The following is a 20,489-nucleotide window of genomic DNA, read 5'->3' as shown; positions in this document are numbered from 1 at the left end:
AATGTTCACAACTCTTTTTTTGTTGAGAATTTCAGCGCTAAATTAACTTAGATTATGATATATTTAGGACAGAATAATCTGAAAATAGGTGAGTCAGTGTTTGCGATTATTGTAAAACTCATTTTTACTATGATTTTAGCTGCGGTTGTGACACCGTTTGTTCGTAAGATTGCCATTGTTTTAGGCGCAGAGGATCAACCGAATCAGCGTCGAATTAATAAAGAACCAATGCCAACACTAGGGGGACTGGGAATTTTTGTTGCTTTTACATTTGCGACATTTATTTTATTGCGTAATCAGTTTCCTACTCATGAGTTGATTGCAGTGTTTTGCGCGGAGTGCATCATCGTGTTAGTTGGCATAATTGATGATATTCGTGAAATATCACCCTGGAAGAAATTAATCGGTATTGTTCTTGCTAGCCTCGTTATTTACTTTTTAGCAGGTATTCGGATGAGTAATTTAACCATTCCTTTTGTAGGTAATTTTAATTTAGGTTGGTGGCAATTTCCAATTACTATTTTGTGGATCGTGGCGATTACTAATGCGGTGAATTTAATTGACGGTCTAGATGGTTTAGCCACTGGTGTGTCAATTATTGGTCTTTTTACAATGGGTGTGATCGGGTTCTTCTTTTTAAATGTGGCTAATGCCTATCCGAGTATTTTAATTTTCTGTTTGGTGGCGGCGTTAATTGGCTTTTTACCTCATAATTTTTATCCGGCTAGTATTTATTTAGGCGATACTGGTTCGTTATTTATTGGTTTCATGATTGCTGTCTTATCGTTAAAGGGTTTAAAAAATGTTACCTTTGTGTCATTGATTATTCCGATTGTAATTCTAGGCATTCCGATCATTGATACTGCCTATGCTATTATTCGACGTTTGTGGAACAAAGAACCAATTATGCGCCCAGATAAGCGCCATTTACACCATCAATTATTACGGCTTGGCTTTACCCAACGACAAACTGTTCTGATTATTTATGGTTTGGCTTTAATTTTCTCTTTCGTCTCATTATTGTATCCATTATCATCAAGGGCCGGCAATGTGCTATTAACGATCGCAATTTTGGTCGGTGTTGAACTTTTGTTGGAGGCGATTGGCATTACCAAGTTACGCTTATTGAAAGTTGCTCAAAAATTATCCGGTCGAATTAATGATCATCATTTAAACGATGAATAATACTAATAAAAAACGTTGAATGCAGAAATTTGCGTTCAACGTTTTTTTATGATTTAGGCAATAGGGACTTCATTAAAACCACTACTTATTTTTTTGAGTTCAAGTTGATCGGCGAGAAGATTCGTCATCGCTGTCAATGTTTCTTGAACACGATCTTGATCTAGCCAAATATTAAGACTGACCTTATCGGTATAACGAGTATCAAAAATATTAATTTGCTGTTCTGCTAACCAGTGGGTGAGGATATCTAAACGATTGTACTGAATTGTTATTTCATATTGATCTTGGGCAATACCGGCAACTTTACCGACAGTTTCAACAGCGGCAGCAGTTGCCGATCCATAAGCTCGAATAAGTCCACCGGCACCTAATTTAATACCACCAAAATAACGAGTTACGACGCAAATAACGTTAACTAAATTTTGTTTCTCCAAAACTTCTAAAATAGGTGAACCAGCAGTGCCAGAAGGCTCACCATCATCGCTCATTCGTTGAATTTCTTGGTTAAATCCCAGTTGATAGGCATAGCAACGATGCGTGGCCTTGGCGTATTTTTTCTTAATGGTGTTGATGAAATCTTGGGCGGCTGCTTCATCTTCAATTCGAGCAATTTCTGCAATGAAACGTGATTTTTTAATGATTAATTCTGTGTGGCCATTCTGGGCAATTGTGCGATATTTTTCGATGAGAAATCGGCTCCTTTACGTATTTATTAATGAACAGTAATTCAGTATCAAAGAGGAGATTGTTGTGGTTTTTGTTGAGCAAGACTTGATCCAGCAAGAGCGCACTTTATTTAATGGCCGCCAACTATTGCTTAGTCAATTGCCGGATGAAGTGGCGACTATTTTGGTAGAACAGCGCCAACAGTTATGTCATTTGGAATTAATTTTGGCTATTCAGGATGAACACGGTCAAAAAATCTGTCAACGTTGTGGCAGTATTGTGCCGATTTGTCAGATTTTACCTTCTGGCTATTATTATTGTCGTCAATGTTTAGTCATGGGGCGTGTGACGAGTCGTGATTATTTAGTGCGACTAAACCAGCACTTTGAATATCCACACCAAGTTAATAGCCTGACTTGGACTGGTCAATTAACCAGTGCCCAAGCTCAAGTTGCAAATCATATTTTACAACAATTTGAACAGCAAAAGCGACCGGAACAATTACTGTGGGCAGTGACAGGTGCTGGTAAAACAGAAATGACCTTTCCTATCATTGCTGCGTTTCTTAACCGAGGTCAACGAGTCGGCTTTGTTTCTCCACGAGTGGATGTTTGTAACGAATTATTTCCCCGAGTTAAGGCGGCTTTTAATACAAGTTCGGTAGGACTTTTGCATGGGCAAGTTCATGATCGTTATCAAAATGAGCAGTTGATCATCGCCACCGTTCATCAGTTGCTCCGTTTTTATCAGGCGTTTGATTTGTTAATTGTAGATGAAGTTGATGCTTTTCCATATGTGGGGGATCCTATGTTACAACGGGCGGTTGCTAGGGCCATTAGACCAAAGGGACAACGACTATATTTAAGTGCAACGCCACCAGCGTCCCTATTATTAGCCGCAAGGCAAAATCAGTTACCACTGCATTATTTGGCACGTCGTTTTCACGGTCGTGCTTTACCGGTACCGCAATTAATACTGGGGCGAATTTTTAACGGTGAACAATTTACCAGCAAGTTACAAAATTTATTACAAAACTGGGCGGCCCAGCACCGCCGCTTTTTAATTTTTTTACCTGAAATTTCTGACCTAAAACTAACGGCACAAGCTTTGCAGCAATGTTTACCAAAAATAGTAATGGCAACTGTTTATGCGGCTGATGAACAAAGACTAACTAAGGTTCAAGATTTTCGAGAGGGTCGCTTGGACGTTTTATTGACGACCACGATTTTGGAGCGTGGTGTAACTTTTTCTGATATTGATGTCCTTATTCTAGCGGCGAATCATCGCAATTATACAACAGCTAGTTTAGTTCAAATCGCCGGTCGAGCTGGCCGTGCTGCTAATTTTGCCAATGGCCGGGTTGTTTTTTATAGCGAATATTATACGCTCAAAATCAGACGAGCTGTAAAAATGATTCAGCATTTAAATCGTCAAGGTGGTTTTTGAATGAGTCGATGTTTACTTTGCCAGCAGCAACTGATTCATCACTATACACTCAAAGAACTTTTATTAGCACCACAATTTTATCTTGATCGAACTTTTATTAGCACCACAATTTTATCTTGATCAAATTTGCGGTCATTGCTTGCGTAAATTTACGCGAATTGATCCCACAACGGCATGTCGCCAATGTTGTCGGCCGGGTCAAACCAGACAACTTTGTCAAGATTGTCGCAATTATCAAAGCAAAGGCTTAATGCCAATGACGAATCGATCATTATTTCACTATAATCAAGCCATGCATGATTATTTCCAAGCTTATAAACGTTACGGTGACTATCAACTGCGTCAAATGTTTGCCGGCAGTTTACGCCACGCATTAAGCTATTATCAAGCTGATTATTTAATCACTTACATTCCCACTAGTGATAAACATTATCAACAACGTCAATTTGATCCGGTAGTAGGGTTATTCGGCGATTTATGCTCGTTAGAAACACTTTTAAAGCGTAACGCGATCGATTGGCATCAATCAACTCTAAAACGCTCAGAACGGCTTAAAGCGCCGCAAATATTTATCGCACAAGCAGCTACGCTTGCGAAAATAAGTAAAAGTAAGATTTTGTTAGTAGATGATATCTATACAACTGGCACAACCTTGAGGCGAGCAGGAGCAGCATTACGCACGGCAGGTTTTATTGGCAAAATTGAATCTTTGACTTTAGCACGTTAGTTAATCGTTACCAATCCTTTTGACTAACGACGTTTTGTTTTGTAAAAATAGGGTGGTTCGGCCTTACTAGCACAGGCTATCATTCGTTTTAATTGTTTCTTGTTAAGCGCTTCGATATAATGAAGTTGAGCCAAAAATAATTGGCTAGTATCGTTACTTGAAAGGAGCGAGCGACCATGTTATCGTTCAATGTTCGTGGAGAAAATATCGAAGTTACCGAGGCAATTCGGAGTTACGTTGAAAAACGCCTCAGCAAATTGAATAAGTATTTCGAGGAGCCAACAGATTCAATCGCACATGTTAATTTAAAGGTTTATCCTGCTGATAAAACCTCTAAAGTAGAAGTCACCATTCCTTTACCATATCTTGTTTTACGGGCAGAGGAAACTTCACCAGACATGTATGCCAGCGTGGACCTTGTTACCGATAAATTGGAGCGCCAGATCCGTAAATATAAGACTAAGATTAATCGCAAGAACCGCGAAAAAGGCATTAAGGACTTTGAATTAACAGGTCCAGCAAACGGCGCAATTGATGCACCAGAAAAACAAGAAGCACCTAAAGAAGAATTAGAAGTTGTCCGGACTAAACGCGTTTCTTTGAAGCCTATGGATTCAGAAGAAGCTATCTTACAAATGGATATGTTAGGTCATAATTTCTTTATTTTTGAAGATGCTGAGACTAACGGCACTAGCATTGTTTACCGTCGTCGCGATGGCCGTTATGGTTTAATTGAAACTGATGAGTAGAACCAATTAAAAAAACCTGTTTCCGATTTTTTCGGAGACAGGTTTTTTTAATTGGTTAGTTAAGCTTGTTTAAACAAACAGACTTAAGAGCAGGACGCATAATAATCCCACGACTGAAATAATGGTTTCCAAAACGGTCCAAGTTTCTAAGGTTTCCTTGACGGATAAATCGAAATATTCTTTAAACATCCAAAAACCAGCATCGTTCACGTGACTTGCAGCTAAACTACCAGCCCCGATTGCTAAGACCATTAGAGCAGGATTAACGCCACCAGCAGCCATTAACGGTTGAACTAAACCTGATGCTGTTAAGGCAGCAACAGTTGCAGAACCTAACGCTACTCGCAAGACAACGGCAATTAACCAGCCTAGAATTAATGGTGAGACGTTAACGCCCATAAAGATATTTTTAACAGCATCACCGACGCCACCATCAATTAAAACTTGCTTAAAGGCACCGCCACCACCGATAACTAATAACAGCATAGCAATTGATTTAACGGCTTCTTCAACGGTATGATTTAATTCTTTCATAGGAATGTGGCGATGAATACCCATGCTCCAAAAAGCAAACATCAAAGAGATTAACATCGCAATTCCTGGTGAACCGATAAAAGCAATCAGATTGTCTAAGACAGACATATTTTTAGGCATCATGCCATCATGAACAACAATTGTATAAATTGTCGTAATTGCCATTAAAATGACTGGAAAAAGTGAGGTTAGAACTGAGAGACCAAAGCTTGGGGTATCTTCTAGTTTAAAGTCTTTTTGTTCACCTAAGGCACTTAAGTTACCTTTACGTTCAAAGACCTGGGGCATTAATTTTTGTGCTACTTTAGTGAATAATGATCCAGCTACCCAGACTGAAGGAATAGCGACTAAAATACCAAAGATTAAAACTTCACCAGCCGGTGCATTTAAAGCTGTTGCAATTGCAGTTGGCGCGGGATGTGGTGGTAAAAAGCCATGAGTAACAGATAAGGCCGCGGCCATAGGAATACCCAAGTAAAGAATGGGTACGCCGGCTTCAACAGCAATCGCAAAGATAATAGGTACCAGTAAGACAATTCCGACTTCGAAAAACAAGGCAATGCCAATGATAAATGAAGCCAAAACAACGGCTAATTGTAACTTTTTGCGACCAAATTTTTGAATCAGCGTGTGGGCGATGCGGTAAGCACCGCCAGCATCGGCAACTAAGCGACCAAGCATGGCACCAAAGCCAAAGACTAGTGCTAATTCGCCTAATTGGGCACCAATTCCCTCTTGAATACTGGTGGCAATTTTAGCAGGTGGCATACCTAAACCTAACGCCACTAACAATGCAGTGATAACAAGAGAAATGTAAGTATTCAGTTTAAATTTAACAATTAAGGTTAATAAGAGCGCAATTCCTAATACTAAAATTAATATTTGCATGGCTTAGTCCTCACTTTGGCTTAATCTTGATTGGCGGAATGATTGTTAGGATTAGGATGATTTCTTTGGAAATTAGCAATGGAATCATATTCACCTTGTAAATTACGAGATAAGCGGATCCAAATTGGTAACAATTCACGATAAACCATGAAGTTTTCTTCATGAGGATGATGGGTATTCGTAACGCCGACCATCTTTTGGACTTCGGCAAGATCATCAATCATGTTTAAACTGTGCATCGCTAAAACAGCAGCGCCTAATGCAGAACTTTCAAAGCTTTGGGGAATATTAACGTCCTGTTCAAATACATCAGCTAGCATTTGGCGCCATAATTCGCTGCGGGCAAAGCCACCTGTTGCTTGAATGGATTTAGGTTTACCAGTAATCCCTTCAATCATTAACATCACTAAATAAAGATTATAAACAATTCCTTCAAGTGCTGCACGAACCATATGTGCACGAGTGTGTTGACGGGTTAGGCCAAAGAAACTTCCGCGAGCATTGGCGTTCCAAATTGGTGCTCTTTCACCACCTAAGTAAGGGTGGAACAACAAACCATCAGAGCCTGCGGGAATGTTAGCAGCAATTTGAGTTAACAATTCATAAGAATCCACATTTAATTGTTCAGCCGTAATTTTTTCCGGTGCGAAAAGTTGATCGCGAACCCAACGAAAGACAATACCACCATTATTAACGGGACCACCAACTACCCAACGGTCTTTAGCTAGATAGTAAGTAAATAGCCGTCCGTTAGGATCAACGACAGGTTTATCAACGACCGTTCTAACAGCACCAGAAGTACCAATTGTAACTGCCAAGACGCCAGGATCTAGAGCGTTAACGCCTAGATTACTTAAAGTACCATCAGAAGCGCCGATAATAAATGGTGTATCAACTGCAATTCCAGTAACTTCTGCATAGGCGCTGTCCAGACCAGTTATTTGATATTCAGTATCGACTAATTCTGGGAGCTGTTGCCGAGTTATTCCGGCAACTTTTAAGGCTTGTTCGTCCCAATCCATTGTAAAAATATTAAACAAACCCGTAGCGTTCGCTAAAGAATAGTCCTGAACGTAACGACCAAAGAGCCGATATAAAATATAATCTTTAATCCCAATAATATGTTTAGCCTGTTTTAATAAGTCAGGGTGTTCATTTTGTAACCAAATTAATTTAACTAGCGGCGACATAGGATGCGTTGGCACACCCGTGTGTTTGAAAATTTCAGCGCCCACACCAGAAGCTTTTAATTCTTGCGCATATTTAGCGGCACGATTATCCGCCCAAGTGATGACACGAGTTAAGGGTTGGTCATTTTCATCCATAAGAATGACACTGTGCATCGCAGCAGAAAATGATACACCTTTAAGTTCTCCTGGCTTTACTTTGCCTTTACGCATCACTTCTGTTAAACCGTTAATAACTGCAGTAAAAATTTCTTCTGGGTCTTCTTCAGCCATATCTGGGGCATCTTGATATAGCGGGTAAGGGATATTTGCATAAGCCTTGGGCGCACCATGTTCATCAAAAAGAACACTCTTGGTACTAGTGGTTCCTAAATCAACACCAATAATATATGCCATTTTAATTACCTCCGTGAACGCTTTCATTTACTGATTAAAAAATAAGGCGCTTGGCCTTAATTTTTATCAACTGCATGGCCACCAAAGCCATTACGTAAAGCTGCAACAACTTTACCAGTCATTGTGTCATCTTGTTCTGAACGATAACGCATCATCAATGCACTGCTAATTGCTGGTGTTGGGACGTGAAGCCGAATACCTTCTTCAACCGTCCAAGCACCTTCACCGCTAGAATGCATTACGCCTTTAATATCATCAAGTTTAGCGTCGTTTTCGAATGCTTCTTGAGCAAGTTCCATTAACCATGAACGGACAACAGAACCAGCATTCCACATCTTAGAAACGGCAGCAAAGTCATAATCAAATTCGCTGTTCTCTAAAACATCAAAGCCTTCACCGATAGCTTGCATCATGCCATATTCAATCCCGTTGTGAATCATCTTGAGATAATGACCGGAACCAGATTGACCTGTGTATAGATAACCATCTTCTGCAGCAATTCCTTTGAAAATTGGCTCAATTGTTTTAAAGACTTCAGCATCGCCACCGATCATGAAGTTACCATTGTGACGAGCACCGCCCATACCGCCAGAAGTACCAACGTCGAAGAAGTGAATACCTTTTTGAGCAAATAATTCACCATGCTTGATAGAATCCTTATAAAAAGAGTTACCACCATCAATTACAATATCTTCGGCGTCAAGAAGATCTAACAATGAAGTTAACGTGCTCTCTGTTGGTACACCAGCTGGTACCATTGACCAAACAATTTTTGGTGTTGGTAATTGTTCAACCAGGTTTTGTAGACTATCAGCAACTTTTGCACCAGTTTCCTTTGCCGTTTCGCGGGCACTAGCGTTTAAATCATAAGCGACAACCTCAACATCGTGATCTCTAAGATTGCGAACCAGATTTAACCCCATTTTACCTAAACCAATCATGCCAATTTCCATTAGAAAGCCTCCTGCTTGTTATTTCTAAGTTGAGTATATGTAATTATTTTACATATGTCAATAGATTGTTTGTAAATATTTTACAAAACGCTTTATGTGCATGTTATAATTAGAATAGTAAATTGGCGAAAGGCTGATCTTGATGACGAATTTTAAAATACGGTTACAAGCTAATCAAAATTTTTTGAGTGAAAAAGAACAAGGACTTGCTAATTATTTAGCAACCCATCAAACAACAGTTAAGACAATGTCATTGCAAAATATTAGTGATGAAACGGGCGTATCGATTGCGACTGTTTCGCGGCTGGCCAAAAAGCTGGGCTACGATAATTTTCAAGAATTGCGCTTTTCGTTGACTCAAAATGATGCGGGCGCCTCTAAGATGTTTGAAGAAATTAACGAGACTGATAATGTCTTAGAAATGGGTAATAAAATTTTTGCCTCGAATATCGATGCATTAGCCGCTACGCGGGACTTATTGAATCAAGCCGATCTAGAAAGTGCGACTGATATATTAGCTCAGGCCAAGACAATTGGCTTTTTTGGTCTAGGGGCAAGTAACATCGTTGCTTTAGACGGCTATCATAAATTCTTGCGCACTGAGCGAACTTTAAGTTATGCCAGTGATTTTCATATGCAATTGATGGCCATGACACGTATGAAAAAAACAGATGCTGCGATTATTATTTCTCATAGTGGGACGGATAAGAGTGCCTTAGCCCTAGCCGAAGCTGGCCGAGAGAGTGGGGTAAAGTTAATCGTCATTACTTCGTCTCTGAAGTCACCTTTAGCTCAGTATGGCGATGTTGTTTTTCAAGCTGTGGCAGAAGAAATGCAATTCCGTGCAGAAGCTTTGCATGCACTTATTGCACAAATTTCTTTGATGGACACGTTATTTATGCTGACCGCGATTAAAACAGAGGCTAAAGATTCCGTCGTGTTAAACAAAATTCGCAAGACAATTCAAAAAACACGTTATTAGTAAATTTAAAATTACGCGCTTGCTTTAGCTAAAATGAACAATAATTGTGTAGTTAAATATGACAAGTCTGTTTAATTTGTTCAATTTGCCACTATGCTAATGGCGGTTGTGGTAAACTATTTAAATCAATAGCATTAAATGCTAAAATAGGTTGAATACTGTCAACAGTCACGAAATAAATTGACAGAGAGGATTTTTAAACAATGGCAAATATTTTAAAATCATGGGTTGAAAGTGACAAACGCGAAGTCAATCGGATGGGCAAAATTGCCGATAAAGTTGAAGCACTTGCTGACCAAATGGCTAAGCTTACAGATGAAGAACTTCAGGCTAAAACACCTGAATTTAAACAACGATTAAAAGACGGCGCAACTTTAGATAACTTACTTCCAGAAGCATTTGCGGTTGTCCGTGAAGCTTCAAAACGGGTCCTAGGCCTCTATCCTTTTAGAGTACAAATCATTGGTGGTATTACGTTACATGAAGGTAATATTGCCGAGATGAAGACTGGTGAAGGTAAGAGTTTGACGGCAACAATGCCAGTTTATTTGAATGCTTTAGCAGGAGAAGGCGTCCATGTTGTTACAGTCAATGAATACTTATCTAGCCGTGATGCTGAAGAATTAGGCGAATTATATAAGTGGCTTGGTTTAACCGTTGGCTTAAACTTAAATGAATTAAATACGGATCAGAAACGTGAAGCTTATAACTGCGATATTACTTATTCAACAAACAGTGAACTAGGTTTTGACTATTTGCGTGACAACATGGTTGTTTACAAAGAACAAATGGTTCAACGACCATTAAATTACGCTATTGTCGATGAAGTAGATTCAATTTTAATTGATGAGGCTCGAACACCGTTGATTATTTCCGGTCAAGCTTCACGTTCAACAGCAATGTATGTTCGTACAGATCGTTTCGTTAAGACCTTAAAAGAAGAAGACGATTATAAGATTGATTGGCAAACAAAATCAATTTCACTAACTGAAGAAGGTATCAAGAAGGCTGAAGCATATTTCGGTACTAAGAACCTTTACGACATTGATAATACTGTTTTAAACCACCATTTGGATCAAGCTTTACGGGCTAATTACGTGATGTTGCTTGATGTCGATTATGTGGTTCAAGATAATAAAGTCATGATCGTTGATTCATTTACTGGTCGGGTTATGGAAGGTCGTCGTTATTCTGACGGTTTACATCAAGCGATTGAAGCCAAAGAAGGCGTCAAAATTGAAGACGAATCACAAACTATGGCTAACATCACATACCAGAACTATTTCCGGATGTACAAGAAACTAGCTGGTATGACAGGTACTGCCAAAACCGAAGAAGAAGAATTCCGCGAAATTTACAACATGGATGTTATTTCGATTCCTACGAATAAACCAGTTGTGCGTAAAGATTTACCAGATTTGTTATATCCAAGTTTGGAAAGTAAGTTCAAAGCTGTAGTAGCAGACATTAAGGAACGTCATTCAAAGGGTCAACCAATTCTAGTTGGTACAGTTGCCGTTGAATCGTCTGAATTATTGTCACATATGTTGGATCAGGAAAATATTCCACATGCTGTTTTAAATGCTAAGAATCATGCTAAAGAAGCAGAAATCATCATGAATGCCGGTCAGCGTGGCGCTGTTACTATCGCAACTAACATGGCCGGTCGTGGTACCGATATTAAACTTGGACCTGGGGTAGTTGATCTTGGTGGTTTAGCTGTAATTGGTACTGAACGTCATGAATCACGCCGTATTGATAACCAGTTACGGGGTCGTTCTGGTCGTCAAGGTGATCCTGGTGAAACACAATTTTACTTATCATTGCAAGATGATTTGATGAAGCGTTTTGGTTCTGAACGAATTAAAGCTTTTCTCGATCGTTTAAATCTATCTGAAGATGATCAAGTTATTCAATCACGAATGATCACACGCCAAGTTGAATCAGCACAAAAGCGGGTTGAAGGTAATAACTACGATACTCGTAAAAATACGTTGCAATATGATGACGTTATGCGCCAACAACGTGAAGTTATTTATAGTCAACGGATGGAAGTTATCTCAGCAACTGATAGCTTAGAGGATGTACTCAAGCCAATGATGAAACGAACAATCGATCATCAAGTTGACTTGCACACCCAAGGTGCACAATCTGAATGGAATTTACAGGCCTTATATGATTATGCATTGGCTAACCTATTAACTGAAAATGATTTGCGTTTAGAAGATTTACAAGGTAAGTCTGCAGATGATTTGAAACGGCTGTTATTTAACTTTGTAGATAAGAACTTTACTGATAAACAATCACAACTGGTTGATCCTGCACAAATGCTTGAATTTGAAAAAGTTGTTATCTTACGTGTCGTTGACGATCATTGGACACAACACATTGATGAAATGGATCAATTACGACAATCAATTGGGCTACGGGGTTATGGTCAAATGAACCCATTGGTTGAGTATCAAGAAGAAGGTTACCGTAAGTTTGAAGAAATGATCGCTGATATCGATTACGATGTAACCCGTCTGTTCATGAAAGCCGAAATTCGGCGTAACATCAAGCGTTAGAATTGAATAATTTACGGGCGCGGTTCAAAGTTTTTTATTTGAGCGCGCCTTTTTTAAAAGTAACAAGTTAGCAAGCAAAGTTTGAAAGGAAGTTTAAAAGATGGAATTAAGTGAAATCAAAAATCAATTAAATGCAGCTAATGCCAAAATAAAGCAGTTCAGGGGGTCTCTTTGACTTCGATGCCTTAGAAGAAGCGATCGCGTTAAATGAACATAAGATGGTTGAACCAGATTTTTGGAATGATAGTGAAGCTGCCAAGCAACTAATTGCTGAAAACAATGGCTTAAAAGAAAAGTACGATAATTTCAAACAATTAGTAACGTCTGCTGAAAATATTGAAGTGAGTCTAGAACTACTTCAAGAAGATGATGACGCTGATTTGCGTCGTGAAGTAGAAGCTGATGTTACTAAATTACAAGAGCAGTTACATGCATATGAATTGAGTCTTTTATTGTCTGAACAATATGACGCTAATAATGCTATTTTGGAAATTCATCCTGGTGCTGGCGGCACAGAATCCCAAGATTGGGGCTCAATGTTGTTACGTATGTATCAGCGCTGGGCAGCTAGTCATCATTTTACAACAGAGATTGCTGACTATCAGCCTGGTGATGAAGCTGGCTTAAAGAGTGTCACAATGATGATTAAAGGCCATAATGCTTATGGCTTGTTACGTTCAGAAAATGGTGTCCACCGACTGGTGAGAATTTCACCATTTGATGCCGCTGGACGTCGGCATACTTCCTTTGCGTCAGTGGAGATTATGCCGGAACTGGATAATAGTATTGAAGTTGAGATTAATCCTGATGATTTACGTGTGGATGTCTTCCGTTCTAGTGGTGCCGGCGGTCAGCATATTAATAAGACTTCGTCAGCGGTTCGCCTGACCCATTTACCAACTGGGATTGTCGTGAGTTCCCAAGCGCAACGGTCACAATTACAGAACCGAGAAACAGCTATGAGTATGCTGGAAGCTAAGCTTTATCAATTGAAGCAAGAAGAACAACGCAAAAAAGAAGCAGCGATTAAAGGCGTACAAGCAGATATTGGATGGGGTTCGCAAATTCGTTCTTATGTCTTTCATCCATATACAATGGTTAAAGATCACCGGACCAATTACGAAACCGGAAACGGCCAAGCTGTTATGGACGGCGATATCGATGAATTTATTTATCATTATTTACAATGGGAATTACAACAGAAGAATCCCGATTAGTTAGATGAGGTGAGAAAATGACGGAAAATAATGGCACGATCAAATTAAAAGAGGTTACAAAGAATTATCCTAATGGTGTCGCGGCGTTGAAAGATATTTCGTTAACTGTTCAAACCGGAGAGTTTGTTTATTTAGTTGGCCAAAGTGGTGCTGGTAAATCAACGTTAGTTAAATTACTATATCGCGAATTAGTCCCAACTAGCGGCGAAATTACCGTTAATGGCTTTGATCTGCAACATTTACGAGAGCGTGAAGTTCCCAAGTTACGCCGGACACTAGGTGTTGTTTTTCAAGATTTTAAGCTGTTACCTAAAATGACCGTAGCTGAAAACGTTGGCTATGCTTTGCATGTATTAGGGAAAAATAACGATGAAATTCGTAGTGCTGTTACGCAAGTATTAGCAGAAGTTGGCCTAGAAGCCCAAGCTGATCATTTCCCTGATGAACTTTCAGGTGGTCAGCAACAGCGTATTGCCATTGCACGGGCAATTGTTAATTCACCACAAATTGTGATTGCAGATGAGCCGACAGGTAATCTTGATCCCAAAACTTCAGCGGGAATTATGACGATTTTCCAACGAATTAATGATCGTGGTACGACGGTAATTATGGCAACACATAATCAACAAATTGTTGACGAATTACCTCATCGTGTGGTTGAAGTAGTTGATGGTCAAATCGTTCGCGATGAGGAAGGAGGTCAATATACTCATGAACTGGACAACAATGCGTAATCATTTGCACGATAGCTTTAAAAGTATTTGGCGAAATGGCTGGATGGCTTTTGCAGCAATTAGTGGCGTTGCAGTTACTATTTTATTAGTTGGTATCTCCTTGGCTTTGGTCTTTAACGTGACTAAGTTATCTCATGATGTTGAAAACGATGTGCGCGTGCAAGTTTCAATTGAACCTAAGACAACGGATCGGCAAGAGGCAGCTTTAAAGGCACAACTACAAAAAATTAAACACGTTGATCAAGTGACATTTTCGTCAAAAGAAAACGAGTTGAAAAAGGTAGTTCGTCAATATGGCAACTCTTTTGAAATGTTTAATGGCGATGATAATCCGTTAAGTGATGTCTTCGTTGTACGTGCAACTGATCCAGAAAAAACAGTGGCTATTGCTAAGCAAGCCAAAAAATTAGATCATGTGGCTCGAGCTAATTATGGCGGCACTCAAACTAAAAAATTATTTAAAACAATGAATGGTATTCGTAATTGGGGGATGGCTTTTTCCGTCTTATTATTGGTTGTGGCTATTTTCTTAATTGCGAACACTATCAGAATTACGATTCTGTCGCGACAAAATGAAATTGAAATTATGCGTTTAGTTGGCGCGACGCGCTGGTATATTCGCTGGCCTTTTATCCTTGAAGGTGCTTGGACAGGCTTATTAGGGGCTATCCTACCTTTAGTAATTATCGATTTTGGCTATGTATCTGTTTATAACGGTGTGGGGCAACAACTAACGACTTCTGGTTATCATTTGCTGACACCAAATGCATTACTCTTACCTTTAAATATTGCTTTAATTGTGATTGCCATGTTAATTGGTTCATTGGGCGCAGCTGTTTCAATGCGACGCTTTTTAAAAATATAACCTTTTAAAAACCAACCGATAATTTTGTCGGTTGTTTTTTTTATTGCTGTTGATTGAACGCGAAGAAATACAGGTGATCTGTGGCTACAAGCGGACAATGCCAGTGCCAGCATGCTATACTATAGATTAGATAATTGTATATAAGACAATCAAATTTGGCTTATTGCAGGTAAAAATTTCAAGGGGTTTAGTATGAAGAAGATATTGGTTGTTGACGATGAAATGGCAATTCGACAATTGATTACTTATAATCTCCAACATGCAGGCTATCAAGTTGAAGAAGCGGCTGATGGGCAACTGGCCTTATCAAAGGCAGCTACAGGTGAATTTGATTTTGTTGTTTTAGATTTAATGCTACCTAAACTTGATGGTATTGAGGTAACCAAACGTTTGCGAGAACAAAATATTGAAGTGCCGATTTTAATTTTAACGGCTAAGCATGAAGAAGCAGATAAAATTATTGGCTTGGAGTTAGGCGCCGATGACTATATGACTAAACCGTTTAGTCCCCGTGAGTTATTAGCACGAGTCAAAGCCATTTTAAGGCGCAGCGAGTCGATGGCCACCACTAAGGCAACGGTTGTTTACTTTGGCGATGTTAGTTGGGAATTAGACCGTCACCATTTGGTTAAAAATGGCAGTGATTTGAATTTAACGAAGAAAGAATATGAGTTACTCAAGTTTCTCGTTGCCAATCGGCAAAAAGTTGTTACACGCGATCAAATTATGACGAATGTTTGGCAGACACAAGAAGCAGTTATTAGCCGCATGGTTGATATCCAGATTAGTCATTTACGCGATAAAATTGAACCGGATCCTAAGCAACCACAATTTTTATTAACGGTGCGCGGCTATGGATACCGTTTGGAGGTAAGTCACATTGAAAAATAAATCATGGGTACGTCGTTATGGTTTAGGATTACTAGCGGTTGGTTTTTACGTTTTAATTTTAATTTTTGTCAATCGCTTTTTAGTAACCAATCAAAAACAAGAAATCAAAAATTTCGGTGCAGAATATCAAGCAGAAGTTTTAACCAAAGATCATGAACAAACATTAGCTCGTTGGCGCAAAAACTTTAAGTTGTCAGCGATTGATTTACCAGCAGAGGGTAGTAGCGAGTTAGCGCGAGTTGCGAAGAATGCCGTGGATCACAATATTGTGAATTCAACCAAACCATTCACTAAAGTTCAATACAATGGACAAACAACTTGGCTCTATTTGGTCAGTGATCCTAAAACTAATAAAGGTCAGGCTGTTTTAATTCAACCCGCTACAACCGTACGCACCCATTATTTAAAGACGTGGATTGGGTTTACCGTTATTTATTTATTAATCTTGGCAGCGTTAGGTTGGTTCATCGTTCGCCGTCGGCAACAATTAACACAAAAGTTGGCTCAATTAACTGAGAATATTAAAGCAGTAGAAAATCATCAGGAACCAGAGTCGGTTATTTTAACTCCAGATGATCCATTGTTTGATTTATCAGTGCAAGTTAATGAATTAGGAACAACGTTAAATTCGCAATTACGGGATGCTAAACTTCAAGAACAAAGTTTACGATCGTTAATTGAGAACTTGCCGCTAGGGGTAATGTTAATTGACGAGTCTGGTCAAGTTGATATGGCCAACCATGCATTAGGCGAGATTTTAAATACACCAATTTGGCCGGATCAGCTTGCTACCTATGTTGATTACGTTAAAACTTATGCCTTGAGTCGAATGATTGAGCATGCGTTACGTGATCCATTAAAGCACACACATCGGCGGCAAGATATTCAATTAGTTGGCGATGATGGTCGTTTCGTTGAGGCTGATGTTATTTCATTGGTGAACCAAGATGGCGACACGCCTAAACAAAAAGTTTTAGTAATGTTATATGACTTAACTGAGATTAAGCAAAACGAACGCATGCAATTAGACTTTGTTTCCAACGCTAGTCATGAGTTGCGCACACCAGTTACCTCCATTGCCGGATTTGCAGAAACATTACTAGCAGGTGCTAAGGATGATCCTCAAAAATCAACTGAGTTTATTCAAATTATTCGGGATCAAGCGCAACACTTAGAGGCTTTAATTGCTGATATTTTATTATTATCAAAAGCTGATCAAGCTCAACCGTTAAGTTGGGAAGCTGTTGATGTTGACGAGCTTATTCTAGACGAAGAAAAATCACTACAGCAACAAATTGCCGCTAAATCATTAGAAGTAACACTTGATCATCAACACTACCAAGCACCAACTTTTACAGATGTTACTAAACTTCGCCAAATTGTTCGCAATTTGTTAACCAATGCAATTATGTATAATCATCCCCAAGGTAAGATTCAAATTACCTTACAAACAACTGCTGATACTTTGAAGCTGGCGTTCAAAGATACTGGTGATGGTTTAACCACAGAAGATCAATCTCGCATTTTTGAACGCTTCTATCGTGCAGATCATTCTCATCAACATGATAATGGTGGAACCGGGTTAGGCTTAGCAATTGTAGCTAATCTAGTTGAGCAACTTGGCGGTCAAGTTCAGGTTAAGAGTCAGTTAGGTGTAGGTAGTATCTTCACTGTTGAATTACCATTGAGCCAAGATAATGACCAATAAAATTTAAAGATATTGCAAATTATCACTAAAATTTACAATACTTTTACATTAAACGGGTCTTTTTGTTACATGACATCCATATACTGGTAAGTAGTTACTATGGAGGAATGAGACTTGAAAAAGAAATGGATCTTGTTTTTAGGTTTAATACCATTTGTATTTTTACTTTCAAGCTGCGGTTTGAAACAATCAGGACAGTCAATTACAGCAGTTGGTTCATCGGCGTTACAGCCATTAGTTGAAGCTGCTGGTGATCGTTATACTGAAGACCACGCTGGTGAATTTATTAATGTTCAAGGCGGTGGCTCCGGTACAGGTTTGTCACAAATTCAAGCTGGCTCTGTTGAAATAGGTAATTCTGACTTATATGCAGAGCAGAAGTCAGGTATTGATCCGACAGGCTTAGTTGATCATAAAGTGGCCGTTGTTGGTGTAACACCAGTTGTGAATAAAGATATTCCAATTAAAAATCTATCGACAGATGAATTAGCACAAATCTTTTCTGGTGATATTACGAACTGGAAGCAATTGGGTGGGCCAGATCAGAAGATTGTTGTGATTAACCGTGCTCAAGGTAGTGGTACACGTGATACTTTTGAGCGCTGGGTAATGAAGGGCCGTAGTACCGTTCAGGCACAAGAACAAGACTCGACCGGAATGGTACGTCAGATTGTCGCTTCAACACCAGGTGCTATTAGTTATATGGCTTTCCCATATGTGGATGACACCATCAAAACAATTAAAGTTGATAATGTTGCACCAAAAGATAAAAATGTAAAAACTAATAAGTGGAAAATTTGGTCGTACGAGCACATGTACACAAATGGCAAACCGACTGGGTTAACTGCACGATTCATGGATTATATTTTATCTGATAAAATCCAAGATGAAATTGTGGCTTCAATGGGCTATATTCCCGTTAAGGATATGAAGGTTAGTCGTAATTTAGCAGGAAAGGTGGAGACAATTAAATGAACAATGACGAAATTCGGGCCAATCTTTTAAAACGTTCCCGGGCTAGTAGAAATGAACGCTTTGGTAAATTGATCTCTGGCGCCTGCATTACGATTATTATTGCAGTCGTTGTTTCAATTTTTTATTTTGTAGCTTCTAAAGGTTTAGCAACCTTCTTTGAAGATAAAGTTAATTTATGGAAGTTTTTAACGGGCACAATTTGGAACCCATCAGCTAAAGACGCACAAGGTAATCCTCAAGTGGGAGCTTTACCAATGATTGTTGGTTCATTTTCGGTCACTTTTTTAGCGGCGATTATTGCAACACCGTTTGCAATTGGAGCAGCGGTCTTTATGACTGAAATTTCACCACGCCTAGGTAAAAAAGTTTTGCAACCCGTAATTGAATTACTAGTTGGTATTCCATCAGTTGTTTATGGCTTTATTGGTTTATCTGTTGTAGTTCCTTTTGTTCGTCATACATTTGGCGGTAGTGGGTTTGGTATTTTGTCTGGGACGTTTGTATTGTTTGTCATGATTTTGCCAACCGTTACGTCAATGACTGTTGATGCGCTTAAGAGTGTACCACGCGCTTATCGCGAAGCTTCGTTAGCCTTAGGTGCTACGAGATGGCAGACGATTTATAAAGTTGTCTTAAGAGCTTCAACTTCGGGAATTATCACGGCCGTTGTCTTCGGAATGTCACGAGCTTTTGGTGAAGCATTAGCTGTTCAGATGGTTATTGGTAATGCGATGTTGTTACCACAAAACTTAATCTCACCAGCTTCAACATTAACCAGTGTCTTGACGATGGGCATGGGTAACTCAGTTATGGGTTCATTAAGTAATAATGCGCTTTGGTCATTAGCACTATTACTGTTGATTATGCCATTAATCTTTAATATCTTGATTCGTTGGATTGGTAAGAAGGGGGCAATGCGTTAATGACACCACGTAAATGGGATAAGATTGCCACCTTTGTTTTATACATGATTTCAATTTTCATTATTTTTGTCTTGGCATTCCTGTTACTTTATATTTTAATTTCTGGACTACCTAATGTTAGCTGGCATTTTATTACCAGTAAATCTAGTTCGTTTCAAGCAGGCGGCGGTATTGGCGTTCAGTTATTCAACTCTGTTTATTTATTAGTTTTGGCAATGATTATTTCAGTACCACTTTCATTAGGCGCAGGTATTTGGTTATCTGAATATGCACCTAAAAACTGGATCACAAGCTTAATTCGTAACGCTATTGAAATTTTAAGTTCATTACCTTCAGTTGTGGTTGGTTTATTTGGTTTCTTAGTTTTTTCTATCAATATGAAATTTGGTTTCTCGATTTTATCTGGTGCCTTGGCGTTGACGGTCTTTAATCTACCTTTGTTAACGCGTAAAGTTGAAGATTCGCTGCAAGCTATTCACTATACGCAACGTGAAGCCGGCTATGCTTTAGGTTTGTCACGTTGGGAAACAGTCATTCATGTCGTTGTTCCTGCTGCTTTGCCAGGTATTATTACAGGGATGATCTTGGGAATGGGTCGAATTTTTGGTGAGGCCGCTGCTTTGATCTATACAGCTGGACAAAGTTCGCCATCATTAGACTTCAGTAATTGGAATCCATTATATATTGCCAGTCCTTTGAACCCAATGCGATCAGCTGAAACATTAGCTGTCCATATTTGGAAGATTAACTCAGAGGGTATTATTCCTGATGCAACACAAGTTTCGGCTGCTTCTTCAGCTGTTTTAGTATTATTTGTTTTACTTTTAAATTTCCTAGCGCGTTATGTGGGCAATCGCCTCTATGCTCGCTTAACTGGTGTAAAGGAGCGCAACTAG

Annotated in this window: 18 protein-coding genes; 14 read left to right on the top strand and 4 right to left on the bottom strand. The window is 39.1% G+C overall.

Translation table 11 applies throughout. The features are described 5' to 3' along the window. Positions 1–96 precede the first annotated feature (96 nt). Positions 97–1,185 (top strand): glycosyltransferase family 4 protein, encoded by a 1,089-nt coding sequence (locus FC84_RS01095; RefSeq protein ID WP_083479485.1) that lies wholly within the window; start codon positions 97–99, stop codon positions 1,183–1,185. Between the two features lie 53 nt (positions 1,186–1,238). On the opposite strand, the gene FC84_RS01090 is transcribed toward FC84_RS01095, so the two are convergent. Then, a complete protein-coding gene (locus tag FC84_RS01090; RefSeq protein ID WP_057754054.1) occupies positions 1,239–1,871 on the bottom strand; it encodes a YigZ family protein in 633 nt (210 codons plus the stop codon). Between the two features lie 64 nt (positions 1,872–1,935). Here FC84_RS01090 and FC84_RS01085 point away from each other — a divergent pair, with 64 nt between their 5' ends. The 3 genes from FC84_RS01085 to hpf all read left to right on the top strand — a co-directional run bounded on the left by FC84_RS01085 (position 1,936) and on the right by hpf (position 4,773). Beyond that, positions 1,936–3,297 carry an ATP-dependent helicase ComFA gene (locus FC84_RS01085; RefSeq protein ID WP_083479484.1) on the top strand — a complete coding sequence of 454 codons (1,362 nt, stop codon included), beginning with the start codon at positions 1,936–1,938 and terminating at the stop codon, positions 3,295–3,297. Positions 3,298–3,436: 139 nt separating this feature from the next. Beyond that, positions 3,437–4,024: a ComF family protein gene (locus tag FC84_RS01080; protein WP_057754051.1), complete on the top strand. Its 588-nt coding sequence runs from the start codon at positions 3,437–3,439 to the stop codon at positions 4,022–4,024. 176 nt (positions 4,025–4,200) lie between these two features. Then, positions 4,201–4,773, top strand: a complete 573-nt coding sequence (gene hpf / locus FC84_RS01075) for a ribosome hibernation-promoting factor, HPF/YfiA family (RefSeq protein WP_057754048.1) — start codon at positions 4,201–4,203, stop codon at positions 4,771–4,773. A 69-nt stretch (positions 4,774–4,842) separates the two neighbouring features. Here hpf and FC84_RS01070 read toward each other — a convergent pair whose 3' ends face one another. From FC84_RS01070 to gnd, 3 genes are read right to left on the bottom strand one after another with little or no spacing between them, the layout of a single operon-like run. Continuing rightward, positions 4,843–6,195, bottom strand: coding sequence for a gluconate:H+ symporter (locus FC84_RS01070; RefSeq protein ID WP_057754045.1), 1,353 nt, complete (start codon positions 6,193–6,195; stop codon positions 4,843–4,845). Positions 6,196–6,215: 20 nt separating this feature from the next. After that, positions 6,216–7,778: a gluconokinase gene (gene gntK / locus FC84_RS01065; protein ID WP_057754042.1), complete on the bottom strand. Its 1,563-nt coding sequence runs from the start codon at positions 7,776–7,778 to the stop codon at positions 6,216–6,218. A 56-nt stretch (positions 7,779–7,834) separates the two neighbouring features. Beyond that, positions 7,835–8,731, bottom strand: a complete 897-nt coding sequence (gene gnd, locus FC84_RS01060) for a phosphogluconate dehydrogenase (NAD(+)-dependent, decarboxylating) (RefSeq protein ID WP_057754038.1) — start codon at positions 8,729–8,731, stop codon at positions 7,835–7,837. A 142-nt stretch (positions 8,732–8,873) separates the two neighbouring features. Between gnd and FC84_RS01055 the strand changes: the two genes are divergently transcribed. The 10 genes from FC84_RS01055 to pstA all read left to right on the top strand — a co-directional run bounded on the left by FC84_RS01055 (position 8,874) and on the right by pstA (position 20,489). Beyond that, positions 8,874–9,713, top strand: coding sequence for a MurR/RpiR family transcriptional regulator (locus tag FC84_RS01055; protein ID WP_057754035.1), 840 nt, complete (start codon positions 8,874–8,876; stop codon positions 9,711–9,713). A gap of 203 nt (positions 9,714–9,916) precedes the next feature. Next, positions 9,917–12,280 (top strand): preprotein translocase subunit SecA, encoded by a 2,364-nt coding sequence (gene secA / locus FC84_RS01050; protein ID WP_057754032.1) that lies wholly within the window; start codon positions 9,917–9,919, stop codon positions 12,278–12,280. A 100-nt stretch (positions 12,281–12,380) separates the two neighbouring features. Beyond that, positions 12,381–13,497 (top strand): peptide chain release factor 2 gene (prfB, locus tag FC84_RS01045; protein ID WP_151425823.1). Its coding sequence is split into 2 segments (ribosomal slippage): positions 12,381–12,452 and positions 12,454–13,497, totalling 1,116 coding nucleotides; the frame shifts between segments, so codons are not numbered across the junction. A gap of 17 nt (positions 13,498–13,514) precedes the next feature. Further along, the gene (gene ftsE, locus FC84_RS01040; RefSeq protein WP_057754027.1) at positions 13,515–14,231 is read left to right on the top strand and encodes a cell division ATP-binding protein FtsE; all 717 of its coding nucleotides are present in this window, start codon (positions 13,515–13,517) and stop codon (positions 14,229–14,231) included. Beyond that, positions 14,209–15,096 carry a permease-like cell division protein FtsX gene (ftsX, locus tag FC84_RS01035; protein WP_057754024.1) on the top strand — a complete coding sequence of 296 codons (888 nt, stop codon included), beginning with the start codon at positions 14,209–14,211 and terminating at the stop codon, positions 15,094–15,096. Before ftsE ends, ftsX begins: the two co-directional genes overlap by 23 nt. A gap of 192 nt (positions 15,097–15,288) precedes the next feature. Then, positions 15,289–15,987: a response regulator transcription factor gene (locus FC84_RS01030; RefSeq protein WP_057754021.1), complete on the top strand. Its 699-nt coding sequence runs from the start codon at positions 15,289–15,291 to the stop codon at positions 15,985–15,987. Further along, a complete protein-coding gene (locus tag FC84_RS01025) occupies positions 15,977–17,695 on the top strand; it encodes a sensor histidine kinase (RefSeq protein ID WP_057754018.1) in 1,719 nt (572 codons plus the stop codon). Before FC84_RS01030 ends, FC84_RS01025 begins: the two co-directional genes overlap by 11 nt. 114 nt (positions 17,696–17,809) lie before the next feature. Beyond that, a complete protein-coding gene (locus FC84_RS01020; protein ID WP_057754015.1) occupies positions 17,810–18,670 on the top strand; it encodes a phosphate ABC transporter substrate-binding protein PstS family protein in 861 nt (286 codons plus the stop codon). Beyond that, positions 18,667–19,593, top strand: a complete 927-nt coding sequence (gene pstC / locus FC84_RS01015) for a phosphate ABC transporter permease subunit PstC (RefSeq protein WP_057754012.1) — start codon at positions 18,667–18,669, stop codon at positions 19,591–19,593. The genes FC84_RS01020 and pstC overlap by 4 nt, the downstream gene beginning before the upstream one ends. Continuing rightward, on the top strand, positions 19,593–20,489 hold the full coding sequence (pstA, locus tag FC84_RS01010) for a phosphate ABC transporter permease PstA (RefSeq protein WP_057754009.1): 897 nt from the start codon (positions 19,593–19,595) through the stop codon (positions 20,487–20,489). Before pstC ends, pstA begins: the two co-directional genes overlap by 1 nt.

The organism is Lapidilactobacillus dextrinicus DSM 20335, from assembly GCF_001436095.1.
Lineage (GTDB): Bacteria > Bacillota > Bacilli > Lactobacillales > Lactobacillaceae > Lapidilactobacillus > Lapidilactobacillus dextrinicus.
This window is presented reverse-complemented; position numbering and strand designations above follow the sequence as displayed.